28 protein-coding genes are annotated in these 25658 nt (G+C 63.1%); 13 read left to right on the top strand and 15 right to left on the bottom strand.

Annotated features, from left to right (window positions below; genetic code table 11):
• Positions 1-36: 36 nt before the first annotated feature.
• The 4 genes from sugE to ACIQWO_RS08105 all read left to right on the top strand — a co-directional run bounded on the left by sugE (position 37) and on the right by ACIQWO_RS08105 (position 4372).
• Positions 37-354, top strand: coding sequence for a quaternary ammonium compound efflux SMR transporter SugE (gene sugE / locus ACIQWO_RS08120; protein ID WP_150574692.1), 318 nt, complete (start codon positions 37-39; stop codon positions 352-354).
• 308 nt (positions 355-662) lie between these two features.
• On the top strand, positions 663-1259 hold the full coding sequence (locus ACIQWO_RS08115) for a DUF4126 domain-containing protein (RefSeq protein ID WP_402821918.1): 597 nt from the start codon (positions 663-665) through the stop codon (positions 1257-1259).
• Entirely contained in the window at positions 1246-3804 is a 2559-nt protein-coding gene (locus tag ACIQWO_RS08110; RefSeq protein ID WP_402821565.1) for an ABC transporter permease, read from the top strand. The genes ACIQWO_RS08115 and ACIQWO_RS08110 overlap by 14 nt, the downstream gene beginning before the upstream one ends.
• Positions 3805-3916: 112 nt before the next feature.
• Positions 3917-4372 (top strand): group II truncated hemoglobin, encoded by a 456-nt coding sequence (locus ACIQWO_RS08105; protein WP_402821562.1) that lies wholly within the window; start codon positions 3917-3919, stop codon positions 4370-4372.
• A 6-nt stretch (positions 4373-4378) separates the two neighbouring features.
• On the opposite strand, the gene ACIQWO_RS08100 is transcribed toward ACIQWO_RS08105, so the two are convergent.
• Both ACIQWO_RS08100 and ACIQWO_RS08095 read right to left on the bottom strand, forming a co-directional pair.
• Entirely contained in the window at positions 4379-5065 is a 687-nt protein-coding gene (locus ACIQWO_RS08100; protein WP_402821559.1) for a hypothetical protein, read from the bottom strand.
• A 198-nt stretch (positions 5066-5263) separates the two neighbouring features.
• The gene (locus ACIQWO_RS08095; RefSeq protein ID WP_402821556.1) at positions 5264-5665 is read right to left on the bottom strand and encodes a hypothetical protein; all 402 of its coding nucleotides are present in this window, start codon (positions 5663-5665) and stop codon (positions 5264-5266) included.
• Positions 5666-6038: 373 nt separating this feature from the next.
• On the opposite strand from ACIQWO_RS08095, the gene ACIQWO_RS08090 reads away from it, so the two are divergent.
• Positions 6039-6770: an alanyl-tRNA editing protein gene (locus ACIQWO_RS08090; protein ID WP_402821553.1), complete on the top strand. Its 732-nt coding sequence runs from the start codon at positions 6039-6041 to the stop codon at positions 6768-6770.
• A 47-nt stretch (positions 6771-6817) separates the two neighbouring features.
• Positions 6818-7438, top strand: coding sequence for a DUF924 family protein (locus ACIQWO_RS08085; RefSeq protein WP_402821550.1), 621 nt, complete (start codon positions 6818-6820; stop codon positions 7436-7438).
• Positions 7439-7463: 25 nt separating this feature from the next.
• On the opposite strand, the gene ACIQWO_RS08080 is transcribed toward ACIQWO_RS08085, so the two are convergent.
• The 11 genes from ACIQWO_RS08080 to ACIQWO_RS08030 all read right to left on the bottom strand — a co-directional run bounded on the left by ACIQWO_RS08080 (position 7464) and on the right by ACIQWO_RS08030 (position 16135).
• Complete coding sequence (locus ACIQWO_RS08080) at positions 7464-8024, bottom strand: DUF2062 domain-containing protein (RefSeq protein WP_402821547.1); 561 nt, start codon at positions 8022-8024, stop codon at positions 7464-7466.
• A gap of 293 nt (positions 8025-8317) precedes the next feature.
• Positions 8318-8914 (bottom strand): TIGR00730 family Rossman fold protein, encoded by a 597-nt coding sequence (locus tag ACIQWO_RS08075; RefSeq protein WP_402821544.1) that lies wholly within the window; start codon positions 8912-8914, stop codon positions 8318-8320.
• 3 nt (positions 8915-8917) lie between these two features.
• Positions 8918-9586 (bottom strand): TetR/AcrR family transcriptional regulator, encoded by a 669-nt coding sequence (locus ACIQWO_RS08070; protein ID WP_150663163.1) that lies wholly within the window; start codon positions 9584-9586, stop codon positions 8918-8920.
• A gap of 141 nt (positions 9587-9727) precedes the next feature.
• Positions 9728-10162, bottom strand: coding sequence for a diacylglycerol kinase (locus tag ACIQWO_RS08065; protein WP_402821540.1), 435 nt, complete (start codon positions 10160-10162; stop codon positions 9728-9730).
• 38 nt (positions 10163-10200) lie between these two features.
• A complete protein-coding gene (locus tag ACIQWO_RS08060) occupies positions 10201-11235 on the bottom strand; it encodes a glycosyltransferase family 4 protein (RefSeq protein WP_402821537.1) in 1035 nt (344 codons plus the stop codon).
• A 134-nt stretch (positions 11236-11369) separates the two neighbouring features.
• A complete protein-coding gene (locus tag ACIQWO_RS08055) occupies positions 11370-12326 on the bottom strand; it encodes a UDP-2,3-diacylglucosamine diphosphatase (RefSeq protein ID WP_402821534.1) in 957 nt (318 codons plus the stop codon).
• Between the two features lie 168 nt (positions 12327-12494).
• A complete protein-coding gene (locus tag ACIQWO_RS08050; RefSeq protein ID WP_402821531.1) occupies positions 12495-13451 on the bottom strand; it encodes an esterase/lipase family protein in 957 nt (318 codons plus the stop codon).
• A gap of 7 nt (positions 13452-13458) precedes the next feature.
• Complete coding sequence (locus ACIQWO_RS08045) at positions 13459-14034, bottom strand: RDD family protein (RefSeq protein ID WP_402821528.1); 576 nt, start codon at positions 14032-14034, stop codon at positions 13459-13461.
• Between the two features lie 226 nt (positions 14035-14260).
• On the bottom strand, positions 14261-15115 hold the full coding sequence (locus ACIQWO_RS08040; protein WP_402821525.1) for a DUF3106 domain-containing protein: 855 nt from the start codon (positions 15113-15115) through the stop codon (positions 14261-14263).
• A gap of 22 nt (positions 15116-15137) precedes the next feature.
• Entirely contained in the window at positions 15138-15566 is a 429-nt protein-coding gene (locus ACIQWO_RS08035; RefSeq protein WP_046292343.1) for a DUF3619 family protein, read from the bottom strand.
• Positions 15563-16135 carry an RNA polymerase sigma factor gene (locus ACIQWO_RS08030; protein WP_402821521.1) on the bottom strand — a complete coding sequence of 191 codons (573 nt, stop codon included), beginning with the start codon at positions 16133-16135 and terminating at the stop codon, positions 15563-15565. The genes ACIQWO_RS08035 and ACIQWO_RS08030 overlap by 4 nt, the downstream gene beginning before the upstream one ends.
• Before the next feature lie 458 nt (positions 16136-16593).
• On the opposite strand from ACIQWO_RS08030, the gene ACIQWO_RS08025 reads away from it, so the two are divergent.
• The 7 genes from ACIQWO_RS08025 (at position 16594) to ACIQWO_RS07995 (ending at position 24567) form a co-directional block, all read left to right on the top strand.
• On the top strand, positions 16594-18363 hold the full coding sequence (locus tag ACIQWO_RS08025; RefSeq protein ID WP_039397628.1) for an acetolactate synthase 3 catalytic subunit: 1770 nt from the start codon (positions 16594-16596) through the stop codon (positions 18361-18363).
• A gap of 90 nt (positions 18364-18453) precedes the next feature.
• On the top strand, positions 18454-18945 hold the full coding sequence (ilvN, locus tag ACIQWO_RS08020; protein ID WP_039397629.1) for an acetolactate synthase small subunit: 492 nt from the start codon (positions 18454-18456) through the stop codon (positions 18943-18945).
• Between the two features lie 77 nt (positions 18946-19022).
• Positions 19023-20039, top strand: coding sequence for a ketol-acid reductoisomerase (gene ilvC, locus ACIQWO_RS08015; RefSeq protein WP_039397631.1), 1017 nt, complete (start codon positions 19023-19025; stop codon positions 20037-20039).
• 209 nt (positions 20040-20248) lie between these two features.
• The gene (locus ACIQWO_RS08010; protein WP_039397633.1) at positions 20249-20884 is read left to right on the top strand and encodes a phosphatidylserine decarboxylase; all 636 of its coding nucleotides are present in this window, start codon (positions 20249-20251) and stop codon (positions 20882-20884) included.
• Positions 20885-21105: 221 nt separating this feature from the next.
• Positions 21106-21981 (top strand): phosphatidylcholine/phosphatidylserine synthase, encoded by an 876-nt coding sequence (locus tag ACIQWO_RS08005; RefSeq protein WP_039397635.1) that lies wholly within the window; start codon positions 21106-21108, stop codon positions 21979-21981.
• 194 nt (positions 21982-22175) lie between these two features.
• Entirely contained in the window at positions 22176-22664 is a 489-nt protein-coding gene (lysM, locus tag ACIQWO_RS08000) for a peptidoglycan-binding protein LysM (protein ID WP_402821514.1), read from the top strand.
• A gap of 358 nt (positions 22665-23022) precedes the next feature.
• Positions 23023-24567 (top strand): 2-isopropylmalate synthase, encoded by a 1545-nt coding sequence (locus tag ACIQWO_RS07995; protein ID WP_402821511.1) that lies wholly within the window; start codon positions 23023-23025, stop codon positions 24565-24567.
• 112 nt (positions 24568-24679) lie between these two features.
• Here the strand turns inward: ACIQWO_RS07995 and ACIQWO_RS07990 are convergent, their stop codons facing one another.
• Positions 24680-25159 carry a DUF417 family protein gene (locus tag ACIQWO_RS07990; RefSeq protein WP_402821508.1) on the bottom strand — a complete coding sequence of 160 codons (480 nt, stop codon included), beginning with the start codon at positions 25157-25159 and terminating at the stop codon, positions 24680-24682.
• A gap of 98 nt (positions 25160-25257) precedes the next feature.
• Positions 25258-25602, bottom strand: a complete 345-nt coding sequence (locus ACIQWO_RS07985; protein WP_402821505.1) for a DUF4148 domain-containing protein — start codon at positions 25600-25602, stop codon at positions 25258-25260.
• Positions 25603-25658 lie beyond the last annotated feature (56 nt).

Genomic DNA, 25658 nt, shown 5'->3' with positions numbered 1-25658 from the left:
TCCGGGGACGACCCCGATCTTTCATCGAAGTCAGTCATGGCCTGGATTCTTCTGGTTTTTGCCGGTTTTCTTGAAGTGGCGTGGGCCGTCGGGCTCAAGTACACGCAAGGCTTTTCGCGTCTCGTCCCCTCCGTATTCACCATTGTGTCGATGGTCGGCAGCGTCTGGCTGCTGGCGCTCGCCGTGCGCACGTTGCCGCTTGGCACCGCCTACGCCATCTGGACGGGCATTGGCGCCGTCGGCGCGTTCGTTCTCGGGATCGTGCTGTTCGGCGAGTCGGCATCCGCTGCCCGTATCGCAAGCGTCACACTCATTCTTGCCGGGCTGGTCGGATTGAAGCTGACGGCCGCTTGACGGTGGCGTCGTCGTGGCGATGGCGGGCCGCCGCTGTGTTGCCGGAGTGTCGCGCCAATGCCGCGTTCTGACACGCCGCCGGGGCCTTTCAAGCCACCGGTGGTGCGTTGCCGCAACGCGCGGCATAATGGCGCGGTAACAGTCGAGTTACTCATCGGTCACATGTAGGGCGGATGTCGGACAGATGCCGGGTGGTTGCGCGGTGTTAGGGCTCGATGTCCGTGGACTGGCCGGTGGGCTGTTACCGCGTCGGCAGTGCGCGGCGCGTGATCGTGCGACGCCGTCATGTCGGCGGCAGCGAGGTCACCATGCTTGAATCGATTGCGCTCGGCGCAGGGCTGTCCTGGGGCAGCGGCCTGCGGTTGTACCTGACGGTGTTCTGCGCGGGGCTGGCGGCGCGTTTCGGGTGGCTGCACTTGCCACCCACGCTCGCCGTGCTGGCGTCGACGTGGGTGATTGCCACGGCGGGTGTGCTGGCCGCCATTGAGTTCTTTGCGGACAAGATCCCCTTTGTCGACAGCGCGTGGGACGCCGTGCACACCTTTATCCGGATTCCGGCGGGGATCGTGCTCGGCGCGGCGGCGTTGGGTCAGACCGATCCGGTCGTGACCGTGCTGGCCGGACTGGCGGGCGGCGCGCTGGCAGGCACGGCGCATCTGGCCAAGGCGGGCAGCCGTGCGCTGATCAATACGTCGCCGGAACCTTTCTCGAATGTCGCGGCCTCAGCCGGCGAAGATGTCTCCACGGTGGGCGGACTGGCGCTGGCGTTTTTCCTTCCCGCCGTTTTTCTCCTGATGTTGTTGCTGTTCGTCGTGTTGGCTTGGTGGTGGTTGCCGCGCGTCTGGCGCGGTTGGCGCTCGTTACTGGCGCGGGTCAAAGGATTGAGGAACGATGGGGTTCACTGAAGTTGCCCGCCAGGCCTGGCGGATGTTCCTGCGCGATTGGCGCGCAGGCGAGTTGCATCTGCTTCTCGTGGCATTGTTGCTGGCGGTCGGCGCACTCTCCAGCGTAGGTTTTCTCTCCGATCGGATGCAGGGCGGGCTTGAGCGCGACGCGCGCCAGATGCTCGCCGCCGATCTCGTCGTTCGCAGCGACGCCCCTCTGGCACCCGAGTTCACCCGTCAGGCACAGGCCGACGGGTTGTCGACCGCCGTCATCGCCAATTTCCCCAGCATGGCCAGTGCGACGGGCGAGGGCGGCGTGGGCGGGCAGATAGCCGCGAGCCGTCTCTCGTCGCTCAAAGCGGTAAGCGACGGTTATCCGTTGCGCGGCCGCGTGCGCGTCGCCCCCGACGCCGGGGCTAATACACCGGATGCACCCGCCGACGGCATTCCCGCGCCCGGCACGGTCTGGGTCGACGCCGCGCTACTCGATGCCCTGCACGTCAAACCCGGCGAGTCGATCCGCGTGGGCAACCGTACGCTGCGCATCGCCGCCGTCATTACTCGTGAAATGGATCGGGGCTACGGCTTCGGCTCGCTCGCACCGCGCGTGATGATGCGTTTCGACGAACTGCCGTCGACCGGCCTCGTGCAGTTCGGCAGCCGTATCACCTACCGTCTGCTGGTGGCGGGCTCAGACACGCAGGTCGGCAAGTTCGCTGCATGGGCGCGTCCGGCGGCGGAGCAGGCGCGCGGTGTTCACCTCGAATCGCTGGAAGACGGGCAGCCGCAGGTGCGGCAGACGCTTGATCGCGCTGAGCGTTTCCTTTCGCTTGTGGCACTGCTCGCCGCAGTGCTCGCGGCGGTGGCCGTGGGCATCGCATCGCGCCGGTACAGCGAACGGCATCTCGACGCGTGCGCCGTCATGCGCTGTCTCGGTCTTCCGCGCCGGGCCTTGCGCGGCATGGTGACGCTCGAATTCATCGGTCTCGGTCTGATCGGCGGCGTGCTCGGTGTTGCGCTCGGTTACGCGGCGCACTGGGTGCTGCTGGCACAACTCGGCGACGTAATTCCGGCGGGGCTGCCTGCGCCGACGTGGCGCCCCGCTGCGTTTGGTCTCGCAAGCGCGCTGGTGATGCTGCTGGGTTTTGCGTTGCCGCCGCTGTTGCCGCTCTCGGAAGTGGCTCCGCTGCATGTGCTGCGTCGCGACGTGGTGGGGGGCGCGCGCCGTCAGGGATGGCTCGCGTACGGTGCAAGCGCGCTGGCGTTCGGTGCGCTGCTGCTGTTCGCGGCGCGTGATCTGCGGCTGGGCGCGATGGTGGCCGGTGGGTTCGTCGTCGGTGCGATTGTTTTCGGCGTGCTGGCCTGGCTGGCGATTCGCGGTCTGGCGGCTTGGGCGCGCAGTACGGGGGGCGCCGGTGGTGCGATGGGCGGCATCGGTTGGCGGTATGCGGTGGCGGGGTTGCGTCGTCGCGGGCTCGGCAGCGCCTTGCAGGTGGTGGCGTTGGGACTGGGATTGATGGCGTTGCTGCTGTTGGCGGTCACGCGTAACGATCTGGTCGCGGGCTGGCAGCATTCGAGTCCGCCGGATGCGCCGAACCGTTTCGTCATCGACATTCAGCCGGGGCAGGACGCGCCGGTGCTCAAGCAACTTCACGCGGCCGGTCTGCCCGACGTGCAGCTCTCGCCGATGATCCGGGCGCGGCTGACGGCCATCAACGACACGCCGGTGACGGGCGAAAGCTACACCGAGGAGCGTGCGCGTCGTCTGGCCGAGCGCGAGTTCAATCTGTCGTACACGTCGGCGCTGCCCGATGGGAACCGTGTGACGGCGGGGCAGTGGTACGGCGAGACCGACAAGCCGCAGATCTCGATGGAAGAGGGCATTGCGAAGACGCTCGGCCTGAAGCTTGGCGATGTGCTGCGTTTCGAAGTGACCGGACAGACCATCGACGCGCCGATCACGAGCTTGCGCAAGCTCGACTGGGGATCGATGCGCGTGAACTTCTTCGTGGTGATGCCGCCCGCCGCGCTGCGCGATTTCCCGATGACGTGGATTACGTCGTTCCATCTGGAGCCGCAGCAGCAGGGCATTGCGGACGCGTTGGTGCGTCAGTTCCCCAATGTCACCGTGATCGATACGGGTGCATTGCTCGCGCAGATTCAGCAGATTCTGTCGCAGGTGATCGATGCCGTGCAGGCGCTCTTCCTCTTCACGCTCGCCGCCGGGGTGCTGGTGCTGTACGCCGCGCTCGCCGGTACGCGCGACGAACGCATGCGCGAGAGCGGCATTTTGCGGGCGCTGGGGGCATCGTCGCGGCAGTTGCGCGACGTCCATCTGGCGGAGCTGGTGACGGTCGGTGCGCTGGCCGGACTGCTCGCCGCATTGGGGGCGGGGGCGCTTGGCTGGGCATTGGCGCGCTACGTCTTCGAGTTCGCACTGACGTTCAATCCGTGGCTGCCGGTGCTCGGGATCGGCGCGGGTGTTCTGTGTGCGTTGATTGGCGGCTGGAGCGGTTTGCGCGCGGTGTTGCGTCAGTCGGCAGTGCGCACGTTGCGCGACGTTTGATGGTCAGGTGTCGGGCGCGGCAATGTGCCGCGCTCGTTGTCCTGATCACGCGGCGTCTTTTTCGAGACGCCGTCCGTGGCAGACGCGTTGGGCCTCGGGCACAATATCGCCCATGACGACCGAAAACTCTTCCGAAAACACCCGTCAGGCTGCTGCGGCAGATGACGAAGCGCAAGACACCCCGGCACAGCCGACGGCCTTTTCCCTGCTCGGCGGCGAGGCGCGTGTGCGCGAACTCGTCGACCGTTTTTACGACCTGATGGACCTTGAGTCCGAGTTCGCGGGCATTCGCACGATGCGTCCTGCGTCGCTCGACGGTTCGCGCGACAAACTCTTCTGGTTCCTGTGCGGCTGGCTTGGCGGGCCGAACCATTACATCGAGCGCTTCGGCCACCCGATGCTGCGCGCGCGCCACCTGCCGTTCCCGATTGCATCGAGCGAGCGGGACCAATGGCTGCGCTGCATGGCACTCGCCATGCAGGACATCCATGTGGAAGGTACGTTGCAGGAGCGGCTGATGCAGGCGTTCTACGGCACGGCCGACTGGATGCGGAATAAGGCGGGTTAATACGGGTTAAGCTGCGTCGCCATCCCGAAGCCCGAACTTCCCCTCGGTCCCGAACGCTTCTTCGTAGTTCAGGCGGCGCTCGACCACATCCATGTTGCGTTTTGCTTCTCTCGCGCTCATCCAGTCGATGACCGCCGTCGTCGCAATATCCCCGAAAGCGCGGTACGCCGTAGCGACGAAGCCGATGCAGCTTTGCAGTGCATCGAGCTCCTGTGCGCGGGTCTGCGGTGCGGCCGACGGCGCGGGCAAGTCCAGCGAGTTCGGCGTGACGGCGTCGTCGTGTTCGTGTTGCGCATTGTGCTGGCCTGCGATCTGGCCCGCCTGATTGAAGAACAGGATCATCGATGTACCCAGCAGGGCCGTCTGATATCTGCCGCCGTAGGTCTCGATATGCTTCGATCCGAGGAGCTTTCCGGCAGAGGCAAACCACGCCGTGTTCATGATTTGCGACGTCGTCGACTCGGGATTGCAGTACTTGCCGACCGCCACCGCCAGATCCATCACGCTCGACAACGATGCGGCTGCCGCAGTCCCCAACGTAATCTTGTGCGCGCTGGAAAGCGAGCTGCTCACATACGTTTCCTTCACCGTATTCAGACTGGCGGCACCCAGCGCACTAATGCTCAGCGCGGCATTACCGACGTGATGCATCAACGCCGCAAAGCGACCGACCGTGGGCGGCGATGGCGCCATCTCACTCAATGAATTCGAAATTTCTGAAAGGCGGTTAAGGGCCTTCGCTGCGTCGTTGCGCACGGCGGCGTCGTCTCCGCCGGGCAAAGGCATGCCGCTGGCGTAGGGGTTCGATGCGTAGGAGTGTGTGACGGATGTGTTCGTTTGTGTACTTGGCATTGACTTGGGGGGCTTGAGAGGCGTTGAAATGAAGGGAAATCAGAGGGCGTCTAGCAGGCGCGTCAGACGCGCGCGCAGGTCGGTGTTGTCGTGGAGGCAGCGGGCCATCTCCAGCGCGTCGGTCGCCATTTCGCGTGCGGTCTGTGGGTCACCCGTGCGCTGCATGCAGATCGCGGCGAAGTAGAGCGGTTCCGGATTGCCGTATTCACGGGAGATCGCCACCATCAGCGGCGCAATCGCCTGTTCGAAATCGCCAAGCTGGCAAAGCACGTAGCCGAAGGCCTTGTATGCGGCGGTGTGATCGGGGAGCACACGGCAGATCGCGGCGAACGCGCGTGCGGCCCCTTCCAGATCGTTCGACGCATACAGGGCATACGCATGCGCGAGCGCTTGCGAATCCACCGCGCCATTGATGTGGGAGACCGGGGCCGGGGACGACAAGGCGTGCGCCCGATGATGAGCGGCCGCATCAGGAGAGGGGGCCCGTGGACGGGCAAGAGGGGGTCTCGTCATGGCGTCGTTCCTTTCAAATGCGATCGCGTCATTGCGATCGTCCGTAATATGCGGCGAGCCAAAGCGGCGGGCTGTCGCCCCGAGACAATCGATGTCGAGAAGTCGCAAACGCGGTGCCGGGTTGGGGCGCAGCCTATGAGGTCACGCTGGTCATGGACCAAAGTGGGCCGCGTTGGGATAAGCACGAGGAACTGCCGGATGGCGGGCGTAGGCACGACCGTACCGGCGTCGGCGCATGGGATTGTGTCTTGCCAGCAGGGCAGGAGTCGCGCGAACATGTCCTGTTCCCACAGGAGGCTGCATGACAACCGAAGCGCTGTTCCGACAAGACGCCTATCTGCGCCAATGCGAGGCGCGCATCACGCATATCGACGAGACGGGGATCATGCTCGATCGCACCGTCTTCTATCCGCTCGGCGGCGGGCAAGCCGGTGACGCAGGCGCATTCGTGCTGGCCGACGGTACCCGCCTGAGCATCGCCGACACCCGCAAGTCGAAGCACGAAGGCGCGACGCCCGACGATGCCGTGCACGTACCCGCCGAAGGGCAGAGCCAGTTACTGGCCGGACTGTCGGTCGGCGATGTTGTTCGGGCGGAAATCGACTGGGAGCGACGCTTCCGTCATATGCGTTTTCATACCGCGTCGCACCTGATGTGCGCGGTGCTGCCGCACCCGGTCGATGGATGCAGCATCACCACGGAATACGCACGGCTCGACTTCGTGACGAACGAACCGATTGAACGCGAGACGGTAGAGGCCGGTTTGGCGGCGCTGGTGGCGGCGGCACGTCCGGTGGCGATCGACAGCATCAACGACGAAGAGATGGCGGAGCGCCCGGAACTCGTGCGGACGATGAGCGTGAAGCCGCCGGTCGGCTTGGGGCGCGTGCGACTCGTGCGCATCGAAGGCATCGACTTGCAGCCTTGCGGCGGCACGCACGTGGGTAACACGGCGGAGATCGGCGCGTTGCGTGTGTCGAAGATCGAAAAGAAGACGTCGCGCACTCGCCGGGTAGTGTTGGCATTCGCCTGAGTCTGGCATCATCGGGCGATCTCCCAACGCTTACCTCAGGATTCTCGATGGCGACTCCGGCAGCAGACATTCTTTCGCAAACCCAACCGTTGCAACCCTGGCAGGCGGTGCTCGACTTCTGGTTCGGCGCGCCCGATGCCGAGGTCTATGGGATGGCACGTCCCGAGTGGTTCCGTAAATCGGACGCCTTCGACGAGGAGATTCGCACCCGCTTCGGTGAGATCCACGCACAGGCGGTGGCCGGGGAGTTGAGTGATTGGGCGCAGACGCCGCTCGGCGCTTGTGCGCTGATCGTGGTGCTCGATCAGTTCTCGCGCAACTTGTTCCGGCATCGTGGCGAAGCGTTCGCGGGCGACGCGCAGGCGCTGTCAGTGGCGCGTCGTCTCGTGGAGGCGGGTGACGATCAGCGGCTGCCGACTGCGCAGCATCGCGTGTTCGTCTATCTGCCGTTCGAACACGACGAGTCGCTCGAAAGCCAGCACATGTCGCTGGCGCTCTACGAGCAACTGGCGCAAACGTCGGGCCTCGTCGACAACCTCGATTACGCGCGCAGGCACGCCGTCATCATCGAGCGATTCGGTCGATATCCGCACCGTAATGCGGCGTTGGGACGCGATTCGACGCCGGAGGAAATCGCTTTCCTCAAGGAGCCGGGCTCGTCGTTCTGATCTGCTGGGGTTGGAGGGCGTGCAGTCAGCCGCGCGGCGGGTTTCTCACCGCTGCTGTGGCTGCCGAGGTGGGCGACGCCCCCGGCGTTGCCGGTTGACGTTGCTGATGCCACCGGATCGAGAAGAAGCCAATGACATACGCCAGCGCTGCACCCGCGACGGCGAAGGCGGCCAGACCGGTACCGAGATGCAACGTCGCGGTGCCGAAGTCGAAATTCAGTAGTTGCGTCCAGAAGCTCTCACCGGCCTGCGTGGCCGCCGCAACGGTCGCTTCGATCTCGGCCTTGGGCGACCAGTCGAGCATCCAGCGGCCGAGATGATGCGCCCCGAAATAGACGAACGGCACCGTGAGCGGATTGGTAATCAGCGTGCCCATCGTCGCCAGAAAGAGATTCCCGCGCAGAAGGGCTGCGACGAGAATCGCCACCGGCATCTGTGCCACCGGAATCAGAAACCCGAAAAAGACACCGCACGCCAATCCGATGGCCACACCACGCGGTGTGGCTTGCCACAGACTGCGGCGCAAGAGCAGGCTGGCATGCGGACGCAACCAACGGGATCGCAGCAGCCGCATTGGGCGGAGCATCTTTAACATCATGGGTAGGTTGCTCGTCGGATGGTATTGACCCAGGCGGGCAGAAGGGCGGGCGTGCATGCAAAGGTCCGCATGCAACGGATGTCTGAGTGTCGGAGACGTCGAGAGTTCAATTACGGCAGTCGCGACGTTTGGCGCGAGATGGGCGCGGGATGGGCGCGTCTGGCAGCCGAGCGCACGCCATAGCGGGACGTAGGCTTGGGCCGTCTCTGCGTTGGGAGGGGAAGGTGCTGCGCGACAGCCGTGTCGCGCAGCGATGCAGCGAAAGGAAGCGACGTTACCGCTTAGATCTGCGTGCGTTGATGCGCCCAGCGATCGACCTGCGACGGCTTGAAGTGACGCATGGTCTCCAGCAACGATTCCGGCGATGCAGCGATCTGCAACTGATCGAGTTGCGGTGCCTTGAGGAACTGTTCGGTCACCATCGACTTGAGGAACACCAGCAGCGGGTCGTAGTAGTTCTCGACGTTGAGCAGGCCAATCGGTTTCGCGTGGTAGCCGATTTGCAGCCAGGTGAACACTTCGAACAGTTCTTCGCATGTACCGATGCCGCCGGGCATGGCGATGAAGGCGTCCGAGAGGTCGGCCATCATCTGTTTGCGCTGGTGCATGTTCTCGACGACGTGCAATTCCGTCAGCCCGGTATGGCCGACTTCCTTCTCCATCAATGCCTTCGGAATGATGCCGATGGCGTCGCCGCCATGCGCGAGCACAGCGTCCGCAATGATGCCCATCAGGCCGACCTTGCCACCGCCGTACACGAGACGGATGCCAGCTTCCGCCATGCGACGGCCCAGATCACGGGCCGCGTCGGCGTACTCGGGGCGAGCGCCGGTTGCGGCGCCGCAGTAGATGCAAATGGATTTGACTTCCGACGACATGCCTTACTGCACTCCCTTGGACGATGATTCCCGGGCCATCTTGTCATACAGCTCGCGTGACTTGCCCTTGAGGTAGGGCGCCATCTGCGAAAGGATGTGATAGCTCGATTGATGCAGCCCCGCGCCGATTTCTGCGGGATCGTTGTACTTGCGCGGGTTCATCACGAACTGATAGGACAACCAGTACGTGGACAACACCACCATGTTGGTGGTCACGATCTCGATCTGTTCCGGCGTGATTTCCATTTCGCCATCGGCCACCAGCAGGTCACACATTTCACGTGCGAAACGCTTCTTGTGGCCGACGATCTGCTTGAAGTGCGTCTCCAGCGTGCGGTTACGCGCGAGCAAGTCGTTGAGGTCGCGATAGAGGAAACGGAAACGCCACAGAAACTCGGACATGTATTGCAGATACGTCCAGACTTCGTCGAGCGTGGGTTTGTGATCATCGGGCAGCCGCAGGCGACGTTCGATTTCCTGCTCGAACTGCGCAAAGATGCTGTTGATGATGTCGTCTTTATTGCGGAAGTGATAGTACAGATTGCCCGGGCTGATCTTCATCTCCTCGGCAATCGTGGTGGTGGTGACGTTCGGTTCGCCGATTTCGTTGAAGAGTCGCAGGGACACTTCGAGAATTCGTTCGCGGGTTCGGCGTGGCGGCTTTGCTTCCATGTCTGTCGGCCCCGGTTAGCGGCAAGCTCGGCGAAGGAGGTTCTCCGCTTGCGTTTATGAGTTGAGTATTGGGTATACGGCGAACGATTATACCCGGCAGCCAGACGCTGCCAAGCCTGCAACCCGGGGCGACGAGCGATATCAGAGAAATGCCGTACGTACGAGCTCCACAATGACCGGACCGGCGAGCGAAACCCAGGTGAGAAGGCATAGGCCGAGTGCGACTAGCACGGCGGCACTGCCGAAATCCTTCGCACGCTTGGACAGTTCGTGCCGTTCGAGCGAAATACGGTCGATGGCGGCCTCGATGCTCGAATTGACCAGCTCGATGATGAGTACCAGCAGGATCGAGCCGATCAGCAGTACGCGCTCGACGGCCGTGACCGGCAGAAAAATCGCGGCGGGCAGGAGAATGGCGGCGAGCGCGAGTTCCTGACGGAAGGCGCTCTCCTCGAACACGGCAAACTTGAATCCGGACAGCGAGTACTTCAGGGCGCGCCAGGCGCGCATGACGCCCCGGTTGCCCTTGTACGGATTCGGTTGTTTGTCGCGTGGCGGCGGGTGATCGATGAACAAGCGTCAGGTTCCTCGCCGCAACGGGCTCTGGAGGTGGATCAGACCGCGGGCGCGAGCGACGGCTCGGGCTTGCGCGGATGCAGATGCGAGGCGAATTCTTCGGAGGCCGCCTGCCACGAGAAGCGCTCGGCCCAGGCGCGCGCGCTGGCTCGCGAGACCTTGAGGGCGTCCAGACACGCTTCGCGCAAATCCTCACGCAGTGCGCCGCCGTCGCCCTCGGGGCAACCGGCGAACACATCGATCGGCCCGGTCACCGGGTAGGCTGCCACCGGCAGGCCGCACGCCATCGCTTCGAGCAGCACCAGACCGAACGTATCGGTGCGGCTCGGGAAGACGAAGACGTCGGCCGATGCATAGACCTTCGCCAGTTCAGGCTGCGAGAGCATGCCGAGATAGTTCACATCGGGGTAGCGCGAGCGGAGTTCAGCCAGTTGCGGCCCTTCGCCCGCGACCCATTTCGAGCCAGGCAAATCCAGCTTCAGGAAGGCTTCGATGTTCTTCTCCACGGCAACGCGCCCCACGTAGAGGAAAATCGGATGTGCTGAATTTAGCACATGTGCTTCCTGCACACGGAAGATGTCGAGATCGACGCCGCGCGTCCACAACACCACGTTGTCGAAGCCGTTCGCTTCGAGGTCGCGCTTGACGACCGGCGTGGGGGCCATGACCGCACGCGAGGGCTTGTGAAACCAACGCAGGAAGCGGTAGGTGGCGGCGAGCGGGAAGCCGAAGCGCGCCTGCACGTATTCCGGGAAGCGCGTGTGATAGGCGGTGGTGAACGGGAAACCGTTACGCACCGCCCACTTGCGTGCCGCCATGCCCAGCGGGCCTTCGGTGGCGATGTGCAGGGCGTCCGGGGCGAAGTCTTCGATGCGGCGTCGCACGCGTCCGCCCGCGAAGAACGCGAGACGGATTTCCGGATAGGTCGGGCACGGGATCGTGCGGAATTCCTGCGGCGTGAGCAGCTCGACACGATGGCCGGCCGCTTCCAACTGAGCGCGCGTGTTCTTCAACGTGCGGACCACGCCGTTGATTTGCGGATCCCAGGCGTCGGTGACGATCATGATTTTCATCGGGCGCTCCTTCGCGCGTTTGGCGCGGGTGGAATGACACGCGTAATCGCGCGTGAAGTGAAGCGCACGTCGGGCGGTGTTCGGCCGTCCGTGCGCAGGTTGGGTTCGGGGTGTCGCGGGCCGCTGTCGCCGTGTCAGGCGCTGACCGGCGTAGCTTTCACGCTCTCGCGCGTGTTGCGCTTCTGCGTCCAGTAGATGATCTTCAGCTCGCCTTCGGTGGTCTCGACGAGCGCCGACAGGCTTTCGACCCAGTCGCCGTCGTTGCAATACAGCAGCCCGTCGATCTCGCGGATTTCCGGCTTGTGAATGTGCCCGCAAACCACGCCGTCGCAGCCGCGGCGGCGCGCTTCGTCGGCCATCACGTTCTCGAACGCGGAAATGAAATTCACGGCGTTTTTCACTTGGTGCTTCAGGTACTGCGAGAGCGACCAGTACGGGAAGCCGAAGCGCGTGCGCACGCGGTTGAACCAGCGGTTGAGCAACAGCGTGAGCGTGTAAAGCGAGTCGCCCAGATAAGCGAGCCACTTAGCGTGCTGAATCACGCCGTCGAACAAATCGCCGTGCGTGATCCACAGACGCTTGCCCGTGAGCGTGGTGTGAAACGCTTCGTCGCGCACTGCGATGTCGCCGAACGCCAGCCCGCAGAACTGACGTGCCGCTTCGTCGTGATTGCCCGGCACGTAGATGACCTGTGTGCCCTTGCGCGCGCGCCGCAGCATTTTCTGCACGACGTCGTTGTGCGCCTGCGGCCAGTGCCAGCCCTTGCGCAAATGCCAGCCGTCGATGATGTCGCCGACGAGATACAGGTAATCCGACTCGTGATGCCGCAGGAAGTCGAGCAGATACTCCGCCTGGCAGCCTTGCGTGCCGAGGTGGATGTCCGAGAGCCAGATGGTGCGGTAGCGGGTGATGCCTTCGGGCGGCGGGTCGAGCGGATCGGGAGTGTCCGGCGGCAGGTCGGTGAGGGAGGGCGGTGTGGCGGGAGGGCTGGCGGGCGGGGAGGCGGGGCGGCCCGGCGGGGTGTCTACGAAGTGACCGGCGCGAGCCGTAGGCGTTGGGATCGGCAGATCGAAAGTGGGTGTCGTCGTCATAGCGGCTCGCACGTCGCGTTGAACATGCGAGCATTCCGCCATGCCTTCGTGAACGCACGATGACAGTCATGCGCGTGTCTCGAAAGTGTCTTTTAGCGTCGCGCCGATGCGACAGCATGCAACGCATGCATCCATCGCGAGATGCCGGATGGCTTCGCCGTGCCCACGTCAGTTGCCGTGACGCAGACCTTGCGCCACGCGCTCGAGTGTCTCCAGCACCAACGCCCGCGAGCGCGGATGTGTGCCCAGAGAGACGTGTCCCAGACCGTCCAGCGCAATGTTGTGCGCGCCGGGCAACACCGATGTTCGCACCGGATACACGACGTTGTCGTGCGCCGTGAAAATCGACGTGATCCGTGCGCGTTCGGAATCCTTTTCGCTGCTGGCCAGTGCCACCAGCCACTCGCTGCCGATGCTCATCTGACGAACGTTATGGCCGATGCCATGACGCGCGTGCAGCGTGCCGAAGTGCGGCGAACCCAGCGTGATGGTGTGCGCGACAGGCAGCGTCGGATAGCGGCGCAGGCAGGCGCGTGCGGCGATCCCGCCCATGCTGTGACCGACGATGACCACCGGTAGCCGCGTGCGCTCTGCGAGGCTCTGCGCAGCGTTGGCGATGGTCTCGGCGTAGTCGTCGATATCGCCGAAGATCGGGGCGAGATTGATGGCGTCGCAGTGATACCCGGCGTCCGCCAGATGGCGGGAGAAGCGCAGCCAGAAGGCGCGATTGCAGCCGTAACCATGCAGCAGGAGGACCGCTACGGGGCGCGCCGGTCCACTGGGTGCGGGCAGTGGGGCGGCGCTGAACCACGGTTGGTACAGATCGAGCAGGAGGATCGACGCTGCACATTCGTAAGCCCAGACAGCGATGTTCGTGCCTGCGGTGGTGCGCCGCTCGGCGCTCGGGTCGCCGTGCGCCGCCATGACGAAACCGGCCGCAAGGCCGAGGGCGTGGGAGACGGGGAGCCAGAGAAGTGTCCAGAGCACGGTCGTCCACGGGCTGTGCCAGGCTGACCATGTTGCGATGGCGACGACGATCGACAGGGCGACTTCGATCGCGCCGTAAATCAGGTGTGGACGGGAGGGCCGCAGCACCGGGGTGGCGGCCAGCGGCGGCGTGCTCATCGTCCCCTCATTTGCCCAAAACGCTGACGAGCCGCGTGCCGGCGAGCCGGTCGTGAACGAACTGATGATCGGGCATCACGCGCATGGCGAGCGCCCAGATGACGAGCCAGCCGGTCAGCAGTGCCACGCTATTCCAGCCGGTCAGCCCCAGCGCCCAGTCGAGCGCCATGGCGGGCAGCACCCAGAGCCACGCGAGGACATAGCGCAGGACCGCGCGGCCCGGGCGCACAGGCAAGCCGTGTGCGTCGACGAGGCGGATCTTCCATGTCTTCATGGCGAGCGTCTGACCGCCGTGCGTCCAGAACCAGACGAAGTACGCGCCGAGCACGAGGAACAGCCAGGTTTGCATGGCGTGACGGTACATCAGGCCGCTGCGTTGTTGCGTCAGGGCGCTGAAGAGGTAGCCCGCAAGGAAGAGCACGCCGAAGAGCAGCAGCGACTCGTAGACCATCGAGAGCAGGCGGCGGCGCAGCGTCGGCACGGCATAGCTTTGCGGCCCGGCGGTGTCAGGCGTGTCGGCAGCAGGGGACGAATGAGACGAACGAGGCGGCTTGGCAGGCTGAGTCGTAGCGGAGTCGGTCATCGCGGCGTGGTCTGAGGTCTTGTTGTCGAAGGCGCGTGGCGGTCCGGTTGGTGTCCGGCAGCATGCGTTCGTTATGCGTTTGTTGTGTGTTCGCTGAGAAGGCGTTGCCCATTATGCGGAAGATTGGGCGGATGGGCCAGCCAGCCGGGGTGGCCTCACACGGGCGCCAAATGCAAACGGCCGCCCTAAGGCGGCCGTCGACTGTCATGTCGGCTGACGGTTGGTGTCAGTTGTGGTGATACAGATCCGAATTGAAGGTATCCGCGTTCTTGTCGCTGTTGGCCGGGGCGGCGCTGGCGGCACCATTGCTGGCGGCCGACGGATTGGACGCAGCGGGTGACGATGAGCCGGATGCCGGTGCCGGGAGGGCGGCCGACGGGCTCGATGCGACCGGTGCCGGTGCGGGCAATGCGCCGTTCTTCGAGGCGGCAGCGCCATCCTTACGGTGCACGGCTGCGTACGGATTCTTCACGCCGGAACGGCCCGTGGGCGGTGCGCTGACCACGTTGGGACGGTTGGACTGCTTCTTGTCGTCCGCCGCCAGACGCTTTTTCTGTTCTTCCGTGAGCTGCTGGTACTGCTGCCAGACCTGCGCCTTGCGCTCCGGCGGCAGGGTCTTGGCGTTCTGATAGCTTTCGCGGGCCAGTTGGCGCTGCTCAGGCGTCAGGCGCACCCAGTCGGCCATGCGGTCGTGCAGACGCTTGCGGCCTTCGGGCGACAACGTCTGGAAACGCTTGGCGATCTCGACCCACTTTTCACGCTGACGGTCGCTCATCCGGTTCCAGTCCTGGGCGAGCGGGGCGAGGGCTTCCTGCTGTGCAGCATTGAGCTTCGCCCACGCGCCCCCCGGCGAGGGCAGAGCGGCCAGCGGCGCGCTGCTTGCAGCGGGCTGGCTACCCGTGAGCGTACCGACGGGGCCGGAGGCCGCCGCCGCGCCGTTGCCGGATGCGGTGGTGCCGTCGATCACCGGCGGCACGTCGGACACCGGTTCGGGGGCTTGCGAGCGGCGCAGCGCTGCCGTGCCGGCAAGAGCGGCGACGACTAGCGCGGCGACCAGAAAAAGTACGTTGCGTCGCGTCACTGGCTGGTCTTGGATGGGGGGACTACTGGGCACGCTTCACGTAGGCGTTGAAACCGTGATCGGCATAGGCCGACAGCGGCAGTTCGTCGCTCAATACGGCAGCGTCGATATCCGCCAGATCCTGAATGTGCTGCTGATGTTCCCAGTACGCAATGCCTGCCAGACCGATCACCAGTGCGGCGAGCGGCCAGAGCAGACCCAGACGGCCCAGTTTGTCGAACGCGCGACGCGGCCCGCCGATCTCCGGCGATTGCATGGCGCCCACACCCGCGAGCACCAGCGCCGGTTGCACAACGGCCACCGGTTCGGGCTTCTTGCGGGCGAGCGCCTCCTGGCGCGCGGCGGCCAGCCGGGCCGCGATGTTCGGCGACGGTGCCTCGGACGCTTCGTCCAATGCCAGTCGCACGCGATGTGCGAAGCGAATTTCCCTCGTTTCCAGATCGTGACTCATAACCTGATCCCTTTTGCCTTCAACGCCTGTGCCAACGCGTGAGTAGCACGCGAGCAGTGCGTCTTGACGCTGCCTTCCGAGCACCCCATCGTGGCGGCGGTCTCGGCAACGTCCATGTCTTCCCAGTAACGCATGAGGAAGGCTTCTCGTTGACGTGTCGGTAGTTTCTGTATTTCCGCTTCGATGAGCGTGAGGATTTCGGCACGCGAAACCGAGTCTTCGCTGCTCTCGGTTTGCACAGACCCATCCTGGCTCAGTAAGGTTTCCAGCGGGTCGTAGTCGTCGCGTTCGTCGTCGCCGGGGCCGGCGAGGTTGGAGAACAGCGTGACCCACGTGTTGCGCACCTTCTGGCGGCGGAAATAGTCGTGAATGGTGTTCTGGAGGATGCGCGTGAACAGCAGCGGCAGGTCGGACGGCGGTTTGTCGCCGTACTTCTCGGCCAAACGGATCATCGCATCCTGAACGATATCGAGGGCGGCCTCGTCGTCGCGTACGGCATAGACGGCCTGCTTGAAAGCGCGCCGTTCGATGCCCGCGAGAAAATCCGCCAGTTCCTTGTCAGATGCCATCCGGTGGGGTACACGCAGCGTCGGCCGCTGCGCCTGTGAAATGCCGTGTAAGCGTAAAGATTACGTAAAGATCGCGTAGTCGGTGCGGATGCTACCAAAAACACGCCTGCCTGTAACCGCTTTTGCTTCCGGTTGTGTCACGTTGTGTCGAGTTAGGTCGGCCGGATCGGTGTCGGCTTCCTATCATGTGAAGATTGTGCACCAGCGTGGGGACGCGCGCCGCACGGTGTGGGAATTTTGCGAACCGGACTTCGCGATCATGCTGCAAATGCATAAACTTGCTTGACCATTTTGCTGCAAACCGGTAACGTTGCCAGTTCGCAATATCTGTGATTGTCTCAATATCGGCACACCCATCAGGTGGGTCCATCATTCAGACGCGCAGCTTGAGCCCGGACCACAAGTTCGTGGGGAGAGCACCCAATCAAAATTTTTGCCGAAACTTTGAAAGGTCGACGATGAACATGCCAAGCGCGGAATTCTCCGAGGCGGAAGCTACACGCCACCAAAATACTTCTGAAGACATGATTGGCGCCGAGATCCTCGTGCGCTCGCTTCAAGAAGAGGGAGTCGAACATCTGTGGGGTTATCCCGGCGGTTCGGTTCTCTACATCTACGACGAACTCTACAAGCAGGACAAGATCCAGCACATTCTGGTGCGCCATGAGCAGGCAGCCGTCCATGCGGCCGACGCTTATTCGCGTTCCACCGACAAAGTCGGTGTGTGCCTTGTGACGTCTGGCCCGGGCGTGACCAATGCGGTCACCGGGATTGCCACGGCGTACATGGATTCGATCCCGCTCGTCATCATCACCGGGCAGGTGCCCACGGCCGCTATCGGTCAGGACGCCTTCCAGGAGTGCGACACGGTCGGTATCACCCGTCCCTGCGTCAAGCACAACTTCCTCGTGAAGGATGTGCGCGACCTCGCAGCCACCATCAAGAAAGCCTTCTATATCGCCAAGACGGGCCGTCCGGGTCCGGTGCTGGTCGACATTCCGAAGGACGTTTCCAAGGCACGCTGCCGCTTCGAATATCCGAAGACGGTGTCGCTGCGCTCGTACAATCCGGTGACGAAGGGCCATTCGGGCCAGATCCGCAAGGCCATGAGCCTGCTGCTCTCGGCCAAGCGTCCCTATATCTACACCGGCGGCGGCATCATTCTGGCCGACGCGTCGAAGGAACTGAACCAGTTCTGCGACCTGCTCGGCTATCCGGTGACCAACACGCTCATGGGCCTGGGCGGGTATCGCGCGAGCGATCCCAAGTTCCTCGGCATGCTGGGCATGCACGGCACGTACGAAGCCAACATGGCCATGCAGCACTGCGACGTGCTCATCGCCATCGGTGCGCGCTTCGACGACCGTGTGATCGGCAATCCGGAACACTTCTCGTCGACCGCCCGCAAGATCATTCACATCGATATCGACCCGTCGTCGATTTCCAAGCGTGTGAAGGTCGACATTCCGATCGTCGGCGACGTGAAGGAAGTGCTGCGCGAGATGATCGAGAATCTGCAAACCGCCGAGCACGGCCCGGATACCGGGGCGCTTGCCGATTGGTGGAAGCAGATCGAGGAATGGCGTTCGCGCGATTGCCTCGCCTTCGATCGCAAGAGCGAGATCATCAAGCCGCAACACGTGGTCGAGACCTACTGGAAGCTCACCGACGGTGAAGCCTTCGTGTGCTCGGACGTCGGTCAGCATCAGATGTGGGCTGCTCAGTACTATCGCTTCAACAAACCGCGCCGCTGGATCAACTCGGGCGGTCTGGGGACGATGGGCTTCGGTCTGCCGGCGGCGATGGGCGTGAAGATGGCGCATCCGGACGCAGAAGTCGCCTGTATCACCGGCGAAGGCTCGATCCAGATGTGCATTCAGGAACTCTCGACGTGCTTGCAATACCGCACGCCGGTCAAGATCCTGTCGCTCAACAACCGCTATCTGGGCATGGTTCGTCAGTGGCAGCAGATCGAATACAGCAAGCGTTACTCCAGTTCGTACATGGACGCGCTGCCGGACTTCGTGAAGCTCGCCGAGGCGTACGGTCATGTGGGGATGCGCATCGAAAAGTCGTCGGACGTCGAGCCGGCACTGCGCGAGGCGCTGGCCCTGAAGGACCGCACGGTATTCATGGATTTCCAAACGGATCCCACCGAAAACGTCTGGCCGATGGTTCAGGCGGGCAAGGGCATCAGCGAGATGCTGCTCGGTTCGGAAGATCTGTAAGACGAAGCGGCACGTACGCGCTGCCAGTCGCTGCCGGCATAGCCGGAGCGCGGGCGCGACGTCCCCAACAAGGACAATCCGGGATACACCATGAGGCACATTATTTCTGTTTTGCTCGAAAACGAGCCGGGCGCGCTGTCGCGCGTGGTCGGACTGTTTTCTGCACGTGGCTACAATATCGAGACCCTCACCGTTGCGCCGACCGAAGATCGGTCGCTCTCACGCATGACGGTGGTCACGACCGGCTCCGATGACGTCATCGAGCAGATCACGAAGCACCTGAACCGGCTCATCGAAGTGGTGAAGGTGGTCGATCTGACCGAGGGCGCGCATATCGAGCGCGAACTCATGCTGATCAAGGTTCGCGCGGTAGGCAAGGAGCGGGAAGAGATGAAGCGGATGTCGGATATTTTCCGCGGCCGCATCATTGACGTTACGGAAAAGACCTATACGATTGAGCTCACCGGAAATTCGTCGAAGCTCGACGCATTTATCGAAGGGCTCGACCAGACGGCGATTCTCGAGACGGTTCGTACCGGTGGCTCGGGCATCGGGCGCGGTGAGCGCATCCTGAAGGTCTGACCGGCAACGGCAACGCGGTAAGCGGATTTCGATCCATTCTGATTTCAGTTTATTTTTGGTAATACGGGACACTCCAAATGAAAGTTTTCTACGACAAAGACGCCGACCTCTCCCTCATCAAGGGCAAGCAAGTCACGATCATCGGTTACGGCTCGCAAGGCCACGCCCACGCACAGAACCTGAAGGACAGCGGCGTGAACGTGACGGTCGGTCTGCGCAAAGACGGCGCTTCGTGGAACAAGGCAGTCAACGCCGGCCTGAACACCAAGGAAGTGGCGGAAGCCGTGAAGTCGGCCGACATCGTCATGATGCTGTTGCCGGATGAGCAAATCGCCGACGTGTACAAGAACGAAGTGCACGCCAACATCAAGGAAGGCGCTGCGCTGGCCTTCGCGCACGGCTTCAACGTGCACTACGGCTGCGTGATCCCGCGCGCCGACCTCGACGTCATCATGATCGCCCCGAAGGCCCCGGGCCACACGGTGCGCTCGACGTACTCGCAAGGTGGCGGCGTGCCGCACCTGATCGCCGTGGCACAAGACAAGTCGGGCGCCGCTCGCGACATCGCGCTGTCGTACGCAGCCGCTAACGGCGGTGGCCGTGCCGGCATCATCGAAACGAACTTCCGCGAAGAAACGGAAACCGACCTGTTCGGCGAACAAGCCGTGCTGTGCGGCGGTACCGTCGAGCTGATCAAGGCCGGTTTCGAAACGCTGGTCGAAGCCGGTTACGCGCCGGAAATGGCCTACTTCGAGTGCCTGCACGAACTGAAGCTGATCGTCGACCTGATCTATGAAGGCGGCATCGCCAACATGAACTACTCGATCTCGAACAACGCCGAATACGGCGAGTACGTCACCGGCCCGCGCGTCGTGACGGAAGAGACGAAGAAGGCCATGAAGCAATGCCTGACCGACATCCAGACCGGCGAATACGCCAAGTCGTTCATCCTGGAAAACAAGGCTGGCGCTCCGACCCTGATCTCGCGTCGTCGTATCACGGCCGAGCACCAGATCGAGCAAGTGGGCGGCAAGCTGCGCGCGATGATGCCGTGGATCGCCAAGAACAAGCTGGTCGACCAGTCGAAGAACTAAGTTTTCTGAACTGACGTCGCTGACCGCCTGTTTTGCCGTAGCTGTCGCTGCGGTAAAACGGGCGGTTTTTTTATGACATCCGCGTGTCGTTTGGGGAAAAAGTGTCGCCGTGCCGCGCGCATTGCTACAATGCCGCCACGCCACGGTTTGGTCCAAAGCAGGCCGACCCGCTCACTCAACCGTTTTACCAAGGACGCGAGTTCAATCGCATGAATTATCCTCACCCGATCATTGCCCGCGAGGGCTGGCCCTTCCTGGGTATCGCCGTCGCCGTCGCGCTCGTCGTGCATTTTATGGCTGGCGTGTTTTGGGCCGCGCCGTTCTGGGTGATCGCCCTGTTCGTTCTGCAGTTCTTCCGCGACCCGCCGCGTGAAGTGCCGCAGCAAGCCAATGCCGTGCTTTCCCCGGCAGACGGCCGCATCGTGGCCATCGAAACCACACAGGACCCGTACGCTGGCCGTGAAGCGCTGAAGATCAGCGTCTTCATGAACGTCTTCAATGTCCACTCGAATCGTGCTCCGGTTGACGGTACGGTGACCAAGGTGGAATATTTCCCGGGACGTTTTTTCAACGCAGATCTCGACAAGGCGTCGCTTGAGAATGAGCGCAATGCGCTGGTGATCGACGTGGGCGGCCAGATCGTGACGAGCGTGCAGGTCGCCGGTCTGATCGCACGCCGTATCCTGTGCTACGTGAAGGCGGGCGACCGTCTCACGCGTGGTCAGCGTTACGGTTTTATTCGCTTCGGTTCGCGTGTCGACGTCTATCTTCCGCTGGGCTCGCGCCCGCGCGTGGCGATCGGCGACAAGGTGTCCGCCACCTCGACGATTCTCGCCGAGCTGTAAGCCACTCGTAACTGCATCGGTGTCAGTGGCGGCGGCGCGACCTCCGGGTTGCACGTCGCTGCGGCCGCCGCGTCGTCAAGCTCTGCCACGGGGTGCCGGGGTTTGGCGATGCAGTTTGCAACTGCTTTCGCGTTTCACGTTCCAATAGCGGTGATCCGTCGCGGGTTCGCCCGCAGTTTTGGGGTCTGTCCATCGACCCTAGCATCGAAAAGGAGTTATAGATGCCGGAAAACCATCGCGGCCGCTTGCGCAACAATGTCAGGCATCTCTCGCCGTTCGGCCGTCACAAGAATCCATCAGAGCCATCGATGAACGAAGACCACGATCAGGGTGTGGAGGACGACGTGCCGGTGCGTCCGCGCAATCGCGGCATCTATCTGCTGCCGAACGCTTTCACGACCGCCGCACTCTTCTGCGGCTTCTTCGCCATCGTGCAGGCGATGAACGACCGCTTTGAACAGGCGGCCATTGCCATCTTTTTCGCGATGGTGCTCGACGGCATGGACGGTCGCGTCGCCCGCATGACCAATACGCAGAGCGCCTTCGGTGAGCAGTACGATTCGCTTTCCGATATGACCTCGTTTGGCGTCGCACCGGCGCTGGTGATGTACGAGTGGATCCTGCACGAGATCGGCAAGTGGGGCTGGCTGGCGGCGTTCGTCTATGTGGCGGGGGCGGCGTTGCGTCTGGCGCGCTTTAACGCCAACATCGGCGTGGTCGACAAGCGCTTCTTCCAGGGGCTCGCCAGTCCGGCGGCAGCAGCGCTGATCGCCGGGTTCGTCTGGATCACGATCGACAACAAGTTGCCGGTGAACGTTTTCTGGATGCCGTGGGTCGCATTCTTCCTCACGATCTATGCGGGGATGTCGATGGTGTCGAACGCGCCGTTCTACAGCGGCAAGGCGCTCGATGTGCGCCAGCGCGTCTCGTTCGGCGTGGTGCTGCTGTTCATGGTCGGCTTTATTCTGGTGTCGTCGGACCCGCCGCTGGCGCTGTTCGGCATGTTCTGCGTGTACAGCGTGTCGGGCTATGTGCTGTGGGCGTTCCGCTTCGTCAAAGGCCGCCGTCAGCGGATTTTCGGCGAAGTCGACGAATAACAGAGCAGGAAACAAGGGGCGTCTCGGTACGCCCCTTGTCATATCTACCTGTCAGAGTTGTCAGGTATGACACCGTTGGGATGCGCTAATCTTGACGTTGGTAGGCGAAGTACCCTTGTGGCACGGGTCGTTTTCCGCCGATCTGGCAGGACCCGACGCTGTTTTCCATAGTTCGACGTGACGAAGGAGAAATCATGGGCATACTCGATTTCGTGAAGGACGCCGGTGAGGCGCTTTTCGGTAAGGCACACGCGGCAGACGCGCCGCCGCCCGCCCCGGGGCCCGATGCCGATGCGGCCAACCGCGCCGCCGGTGAAGCCATCGAAAACTACATCAAGTCGCAGGGATTGGATGCGACCGGCCTCGACGTAGAGTTCGACGGCGCGACCCGTACCGTCAAGGTCTACGGCGTCGCAGCCGATCAGGCGACCAAGGAGAAGATCCTTCTGTGCTGCGGCAACGTGAAGGGGGTTGCTGCGGTGGACGACCAGATGTCGGTCTCGACGGCGTCGGCCGAAGCCACGTACTACACGGTGAAGTCGGGCGACACGTTGTCGGCCATTTCGAAGACGGCTTATGGCGATGCCAACAAGTACGACGGCATCTTTCAAGCGAACAAGCCGATGCTCTCCAGCCCGGACAAGATTTATCCGGGGCAGGTGCTGCGGATTCCGCCGCTCTGATCGGGCGTCGTCCCGTGATTGCCAGCCCGGCCTTGTGCCGGGCTGTTTCGTTTTGGGGCCTACGAGTGGCCCGGCCGATGGCCGGGAATGCCAGTGTGCTCGGGGCTTGACGCCAGCCCCCCGCGTTGCGGAATCACCCGTTTGCGACTATATTGGCGCTCATGATTTCAGGCGCCTGACCGGCTCCGGGCCTTCCTCACGCACCGCTTGGCGTCGCTTCTGGCGTCGCACATGGCGTCACTTGCGGTGCCACTGATGCCATGCTGTTTCTCCGCCTTCGGGCCGGCCATGCCTGTACGCGCCGCGCGCTGATATCAAAAAAATACCGAACCCTACGAAATCCCCTCAGGAGCAAATCATGGCCGACAAGCTGATCATTTTCGATACGACCTTGCGCGACGGTGAACAGTCGCCGGGCGCGTCGATGACCCGCGACGAGAAGATCCGCATCGCCCGACAACTGGAGCGACTTCGCGTGGATGTCATCGAAGCCGGTTTCGCGGCCAGCTCGAACGGCGATTTCGAAGCGATTCAGGCGATCGCAGGCATCGTGAAAGACAGCACCGTCTGCTCGCTCGCACGCGCTAACGACCGCGATATCGCGCGGGCTGCCGAGGCGCTCAAGGGGGCGAATTCGTCGCGTATTCACACGTTCATCGCCACGTCGCCGCTGCATATGGAGAAGAAGCTGCGCATGAGCCCGGACCAGGTGTTCGAGCAGGCGAAGCTTGCCGTGCGTTACGCGCGTCAGTTCACCGACAACATCGAATTCTCGCCGGAAGACGGCAGCCGTTCGGATCTGGACTTCCTGTGCCGCGTGCTCGAAGCCGTGATCAACGAAGGTGCGACCACCATCAACGTGGCGGACACGGTCGGCTACGGCGTGCCGGAGCTGTATGGCCAACTCGTGCGCACGTTGCGTGAGCGAGTGCCGAATTCGGACAAGGCGGTCTGGTCGGTGCACTGCCACAACGACCTGGGCATGGCGGTGGCGAACTCGCTGGCCGGTGTGCAACTGGGCGGCGCGCGTCAGATCGAGTGCACGATCAACGGCTTGGGCGAGCGGGCAGGCAACACGTCGCTCGAAGAAGTCGTAATGGCGCTCAAGACCCGCAAGGATTACTTCGGTCTGGAACTCGGCATCGATACGACGCAGATCGTGCCGGCGTCGAAGCTCGTCTCGCAAATCACCGGCTTCAACGTGCAGCCGAACAAGGCCGTCGTGGGTGCCAATGCGTTCGCGCACGTGTCGGGCATCCACCAGGATGGCGTGCTCAAGGCGCGCGATACGTACGAAATCATGCGTGCGGAAGACGTGGGCTGGACGGCGAACAAGATCGTGCTGGGTAAGCTCTCGGGCCGTAACGCGTTCAAGCAGCGTCTGCAAGAGCTGGGTATCGAGATGGAGTCGGAGCAGGACGTGAACGCCGCGTTTGCTCGCTTCAAGGAACTTGCCGACCAGAAGTCGGAAATCTTCGACGAGGACATTCTCGCGATCGTCTCGAACGAAGCGCAGGCCGAAGGCAACGAGCACTTCTACCTCGTGTCGATGGCCCAGCACTCCGAGACCGGTGAGCGTCCGAGCGCGCGCGTGGTGTTCACCGCGCAGGGCAAGGAACTCGTGGGTGAATCCGAAGGCAACGGGCCGGTCGACGCCGTGCTCAACGCCATCGAATCGCAGGTGAACAGCGGTGCGGAGCAGTTGCTGTACTCGGTCAACGCCATCACGACTGGCACGCAATCGCAGGGCGAGGTGACGGTGCGTTTGTCGAAGGCCGGACGTATCGTGAACGGCGTTGGCACGGACCCGGACATCGTTGCGGCATCGGCCAAGGCCTATCTGTCCGCACTCAACAAGTTGTACTCGAAGGCCGAGAAGCTGAATCCGCAGCTCACGCCGTAATCGCCGTTAGACACGGTGGATCCGTGTCGATCGATCCATCGGTCGGGGGTGTTTGCTTCGCCGCCGACGCCGAAAATGCTCGCACCCTGCACGTCAGGGGCGGGCATTTTTGCTATCTCAGGGCGGAATGGTATCGGCTGTAGACGTTCTGCTCGCGGCCTTGCGCGAATGTGCGTGCCGCGACCAACAGGGCGACACCTAGCAGCGTCAGATCCTTGATCAGAAAGCCGAAGGTGCCTCCGCGGATGTCCGGTGTAGTCGCAAGGAACGAGACAGTCACGATCAGGGTGAGCACCACGCCCAGACTGCCTGCCAGACGCACGCGTCGGTTGCCCGTATGCGCCATGGCCAGCGCCGAGGCGAGTTCGAAGCCACCGATGAGGTTGGACACCGTTTGCGCGCTCAGACCCAGGTAGAGCCAACCCAGCAGGGGATGTTGGCTGACCAGCGGGAAAATGGCCGCCGCTTCGCGTTCGGTGAACTTATGGAAGCCGTAGCCGATGAAGATGCCGACGACGCTGTAAAGCGCGAAGTAGTATGCGAGGCGCTCTAGCCGAGCCGCGGTAGGGCATGTCACATAAGAGTTATGCATTGGGGGCGACTCCGAAATTTGTCCAGTGTTCCGGGGAGTCCGCGGAGGTTTCCTCGGCTCGCCGCCGACTCGGCGGCGAGTGACTTCTGATTGACGACTTACTGGCCGCGATAGATGCGCTCATGCAGCGATGCGTCACCGTAGGCTGCGCGCTTCATACCCGACTTCATGCCAGAGGCAGGTGCTGGCATGGCGTCGCCGGTGGCAACGCCAGTGGTGGCTTGCGTGGGCGCCGGTTGGCGCTTTGCCAGTTCCGCTTTGGCCGCCAGAAGGTTGGCCGGATATCGAGTATGGTCGGTGCCGCCGTGATAGCCGACATCTTGCAGAGCCTTGAGTTCGGCGACGACTTGTTCGCGGGTCAGTCCGCTCTGCGGAGCGGCAAAGGCGACGGTCGAAACGCTGACGATGGCAAGTGTGGCAGCCGAGATAATGGACGTCTTCATGGTAGCTATCTCCAAACGATAAGCGTGGGTGGAAAAGTCTGATCGCGCAGCACGTT

Source organism: Pandoraea sp. NPDC090278 (assembly GCF_044772185.1).
In the GTDB taxonomy this organism is placed as follows: Bacteria; Pseudomonadota; Gammaproteobacteria; order Burkholderiales; family Burkholderiaceae; genus Pandoraea.
Note: the sequence above shows the minus strand (reverse complement) of the source record. Positions and strands in the feature narration are given on the sequence as shown.

Coding starts and splice junctions, on each gene's coding strand:
- ACIQWO_RS08090 (WP_402821553.1), top strand. CDS start 6,039: ATGACAACCGAAGCGCTGTTCCGACAAGACGCCTATCTGCGCCAATGC.
- ACIQWO_RS08075 (WP_402821544.1), bottom strand. CDS start 8,914: ATGTCGTCGGAAGTCAAATCCATTTGCATCTACTGCGGCGCCGCAACC.
- ACIQWO_RS08055 (WP_402821534.1), bottom strand. CDS start 12,326: ATGACGACGACACCCACTTTCGATCTGCCGATCCCAACGCCTACGGCT.
- ACIQWO_RS08025 (WP_039397628.1), top strand. CDS start 16,594: ATGAACATGCCAAGCGCGGAATTCTCCGAGGCGGAAGCTACACGCCAC.
- ACIQWO_RS08005 (WP_039397635.1), top strand. CDS start 21,106: ATGCCGGAAAACCATCGCGGCCGCTTGCGCAACAATGTCAGGCATCTC.
- ACIQWO_RS08110 (WP_402821565.1), top strand. CDS start 1,246: ATGGGGTTCACTGAAGTTGCCCGCCAGGCCTGGCGGATGTTCCTGCGC.
- sugE (WP_150574692.1), top strand. CDS start 37: ATGGCCTGGATTCTTCTGGTTTTTGCCGGTTTTCTTGAAGTGGCGTGG.
- ilvC (WP_039397631.1), top strand. CDS start 19,023: ATGAAAGTTTTCTACGACAAAGACGCCGACCTCTCCCTCATCAAGGGC.
- ilvN (WP_039397629.1), top strand. CDS start 18,454: ATGAGGCACATTATTTCTGTTTTGCTCGAAAACGAGCCGGGCGCGCTG.
- ACIQWO_RS08030 (WP_402821521.1), bottom strand. CDS start 16,135: ATGGCATCTGACAAGGAACTGGCGGATTTTCTCGCGGGCATCGAACGG.
- ACIQWO_RS08115 (WP_402821918.1), top strand. CDS start 663: ATGCTTGAATCGATTGCGCTCGGCGCAGGGCTGTCCTGGGGCAGCGGC.
- ACIQWO_RS08060 (WP_402821537.1), bottom strand. CDS start 11,235: ATGAAAATCATGATCGTCACCGACGCCTGGGATCCGCAAATCAACGGC.
- ACIQWO_RS08035 (WP_046292343.1), bottom strand. CDS start 15,566: ATGAGTCACGATCTGGAAACGAGGGAAATTCGCTTCGCACATCGCGTG.
- ACIQWO_RS08045 (WP_402821528.1), bottom strand. CDS start 14,034: ATGACCGACTCCGCTACGACTCAGCCTGCCAAGCCGCCTCGTTCGTCT.
- ACIQWO_RS08070 (WP_150663163.1), bottom strand. CDS start 9,586: ATGGAAGCAAAGCCGCCACGCCGAACCCGCGAACGAATTCTCGAAGTG.
- ACIQWO_RS08100 (WP_402821559.1), bottom strand. CDS start 5,065: ATGGCGCCATCGCCGCCCACGGTCGGTCGCTTTGCGGCGTTGATGCAT.
- ACIQWO_RS08010 (WP_039397633.1), top strand. CDS start 20,249: ATGAATTATCCTCACCCGATCATTGCCCGCGAGGGCTGGCCCTTCCTG.
- ACIQWO_RS08105 (WP_402821562.1), top strand. CDS start 3,917: ATGACGACCGAAAACTCTTCCGAAAACACCCGTCAGGCTGCTGCGGCA.
- ACIQWO_RS07985 (WP_402821505.1), bottom strand. CDS start 25,602: ATGAAGACGTCCATTATCTCGGCTGCCACACTTGCCATCGTCAGCGTT.
- ACIQWO_RS08085 (WP_402821550.1), top strand. CDS start 6,818: ATGGCGACTCCGGCAGCAGACATTCTTTCGCAAACCCAACCGTTGCAA.
- ACIQWO_RS07995 (WP_402821511.1), top strand. CDS start 23,023: ATGGCCGACAAGCTGATCATTTTCGATACGACCTTGCGCGACGGTGAA.
- lysM (WP_402821514.1), top strand. CDS start 22,176: ATGGGCATACTCGATTTCGTGAAGGACGCCGGTGAGGCGCTTTTCGGT.
- ACIQWO_RS08050 (WP_402821531.1), bottom strand. CDS start 13,451: ATGAGCACGCCGCCGCTGGCCGCCACCCCGGTGCTGCGGCCCTCCCGT.
- ACIQWO_RS07990 (WP_402821508.1), bottom strand. CDS start 25,159: ATGCATAACTCTTATGTGACATGCCCTACCGCGGCTCGGCTAGAGCGC.
- ACIQWO_RS08080 (WP_402821547.1), bottom strand. CDS start 8,024: ATGCTCCGCCCAATGCGGCTGCTGCGATCCCGTTGGTTGCGTCCGCAT.